This window comes from Streptomyces rubellomurinus (assembly GCF_000961885.1).
Classification (GTDB): domain Bacteria; phylum Actinomycetota; class Actinomycetes; order Streptomycetales; family Streptomycetaceae; genus Kitasatospora; species Kitasatospora rubellomurina.
The window spans coordinates 1-3166 of record NZ_JZKH01000208.1 but is presented as its reverse complement, the minus strand read 5'-3'; the positions used below and the strand labels follow the sequence as shown (position 1 = coordinate 3166).

At 76.1% G+C, this 3166-nt stretch carries 1 protein-coding gene; it reads right to left on the bottom strand.

Annotation, left to right across the window (positions count from 1 at the left end; genetic code table 11):
• Positions 1-3147 (bottom strand): amino acid adenylation domain-containing protein (locus VM95_RS37265; RefSeq protein ID WP_341846056.1); only part of this gene is annotated, 3147 nt, incomplete at its 3' end.
• Between the last annotated feature and the right edge of the window lie 19 nt (positions 3148-3166).

The window sequence follows — 3166 nt, the reverse complement described above, 5'->3', positions numbered from 1 at the left end:
CAGCGTGCAACCGCACTCCCGCGCCAACCCCGCCAACCGGCCGTGCAGTTCGGCATCCAGCACCACCGGCACCGACGCCCCCGCATAACTCGCCACCGCCGGCCGAGCACGATCGAACGGCAACGCCAGCTCCACCGGCACACCAGCCAACGCCCCCCGCCAGAAAGCCAGTTGGCGACTCAGCAGACTCTCCGGATCCCCCTCCCCACCCAACAGCTCACGCTGCCACAGCGCGTAGTCCACGTACCGCACCGGCAGCGGCGCCCAACCGGGAGCACTCCCCCGCACCCGGTCCGCGTAGGCCCGCGCCAGGTCCTTCAGGAGGGGTTCCATCGACCAGCCGTCGGAGGCGATGTGGTGCAGCACCAGGAGGAGCACGTGCTCCTCCTCCCCCAGCCGGAACAGCCGTGCCCGCAGGGGGATTTCGGTGGCCAGGTCGAACCGGTGGCCGGCCTCCGCCGCCAGCGCCGCGCCCAGCCGCGCCTCGTCGGCGCCCTCGACCTCCTCGATCTCCTCGATCTCCTCGACGAGGAGGCGGGGGCGGGCCTGCTCCGGGGGCAGGACGCGCAGCACCGGCCGGCCGTCCACCTCGGGGAACAGGGTGCGCAGCACCTCGTGCCGGGCGACGACGTCGGCCAGGGCGGCGGCGAGGGCGGTGCGGTCCGGGGCGCCGCGCAGCCGCACGGCGAAGGGCATGTTGTGGTGGGCGGCCCGCTCCTCGGCCTGGTGGACGAACCACTGGCGGTGCTGGGCGAAGGACAGCGGCGGGTGGTCGGGGAGTTCGCGCCGCAGCAGCGCCGGGCGGGCGCGGCCGGCGGCCCGGGTGAGCTCGGCGAGCGCGGCGGGGGTCTGCGCCTGGAACAGGTCGCGCAGGCTCACCTCGACGCCGAGGGCCGTCCGGGCCCGGGAGATCAGGCGGGTGGCGAGCAGGGAGTGTCCGCCGAGGTCGAAGAAGCCGTCGTCGACGCCCACCTCGGGCAGGCCCAGCACGGTGGCGAAGAGCCCGGCGAGGATCTCCTCCCGTGCGGTGCGCGGTGCGCGCGCCGCGGCTGCCGCCGGGTGATCGGGGCGCGGGAGCGCGGCCCGGTCCAGCTTGCCGTTCGGGGTGAGCGGGAAGCCGTCCAGGACGACCACCGCGGACGGCACCAGGTGGGCCGGCAGCGCGGCCGCCAGCCCCCGGCGCAGGGCCGCCGCGTCCGGCTCGCGGCCCGCCACCGGCACGGCGTACGCCACCAGCCGCGGCCCGCCCGGGCCGTCCTCCCGGACGGCCACGGCGGCCTGCGCCACGTCCGGCAGCCGCGCCAGGGCGGCCTCGACCTCGCCGGGTTCGATCCGGAAGCCGCGGATCTTGACCTGGTCGTCGGCGCGGCCGAGGAATTCCAGGGCGCCGCCGGGTCCGCGTCGGACGAGGTCGCCCGTGCGGTACATGCGCTCCCCGGGCACGAAGGGGCAGGCCACGAAGCGCTCCGCCGTGAGCGCCGGGCGGCCCAGGTAGCCGCGGGCCAACTGGGCTCCGCCGACGTACAGTTCGCCTTCGACGCCGTCCGGCACCGGCCGCAGCGCCGCGTCCAGGACGTAGCCGCGGGTGTTGGCGAGCGGCACGCCGACCAGGGGCCGTCCGCTGTCCGCGGTGTCCCACCACAGGGCGTCGATGGTGCACTCGGTCGGGCCGTAGATGTTGTAGCAGATCAGGTCGTCCGCTTCCCTGACCCGCGCCCACAGGGCCGGGCCGGCCGCTTCGCCGCCGATCTGGAGGACCCGGGGCCGGTGGCGCGGGTCGGTCAGCAGGCCCTCCTCGATGAGCTGTTCGGCGTAGGTGGGGGTGACGTCGAGGACGTCGATGCCGGTCTCGGCGATGTGCCGGGCCATGGCGCCCGCGTCGCGGCGGACGTCATCGGCGATGAGGTGCAGTTCGTGGCCGGCGACCATCCACAGCAGCCCCTCCCAGGAGGTGTCGAAGGAGAGCGAGGCCGTCAGGGCCACCCGCATCCGGCGCTCGCCGCCGCGGGACCGCTCGGCCCGGGTCATCAGGCCGGCCCGGTGGTGGGTGTAGAGGTTGCGCAGGCCCGCGTGGTCGATGACCACGCCCTTGGGCCGGCCGGTGGAGCCGGAGGTGTGGATGACGTACGCCGCGTCGCCGGGCCGGACGGTGCGGCCGAGCCGGGCGGCCGGCCGGGCCGCGACCGCCGGGTCGTCGGCGAGGACCTGTCGGGCGCCGGGGACGTGCGGCAGCGCGGCGGCCGTGGCGGAGTCGGTGACGACCACGGTCGGCGCCGCGTCCGCCAGGAGCAGCGCGATGCGCTCCGCCGGGTACTCCAGGTCGACGGGGACGGACGCCGCGCCGGCCTTGAGGACGGCGAGGAGGGCCACGATCGACTCGGCGGACCTCGGCAGCGCCAGCGCGACGAGGCTGTCCGGCCCGGCGCCGTGCTCGGCCAGGGCGCCGGCCAGGCGGTCGGCCCGCGCGTCGAGTTCGGCGAAGGTCAGGGCGGTGCCCCGGTGGACGAGCGCCGTGGCCCCGGGGGTGCGCGCCGCCTGGGCCTCGAACAGCTGCGGGAGGGTCGCGTCGGGGACGGGCAGCGCGGCGCCGTTCCAGCGGACCAGGATCCGCTCGCGGTCCTCGGCGGACAGCGGGTCCGTCTCGCCGACCGGGCGGCGCGGGGCGGCGGCCAGCTGGTCCAGCACCCGGACGAGGCTCGCCGCCATCGCCTCGGCGGTCTCCCGGTCGAAGAGGTCCGTCGGGTACTCCAGTGCGCCGCCGATCCCGGCGGGCGCGCCTTCGGCGCTGCGGTGCTCCCGGAAGTCGACGGTCAGGTCGAACTTCGTGGTGTCCCAGCCGACCGGCAGCGGCTCGGCCGCGAGGCCGGGCAGCTCCAGGGCCGGGGCGGGGCCGCTCTCCAGGGTCATCATCACCTGGAAGAGGGGGTGGCGGGCGAGCGAGCGCTCTGGGTTGAGCGCCTCCACCACGCGCTCGAAGGGCACGTCCTGGTGCTCGTACGCCGCCAGGTCCGCCTCCCGCACCCGGGCCAGCACCTCGGTGAAACCCGGGTCCCCCGACAGATCGGTGCGCAGCACCAGGGTGTTGACGAAGAACCCGACCAGCTCGTCCAACGCCTCGTCCGCACGCCCCGCCACCGGCGTACCGATCGGAATGTCCGTACCGGCG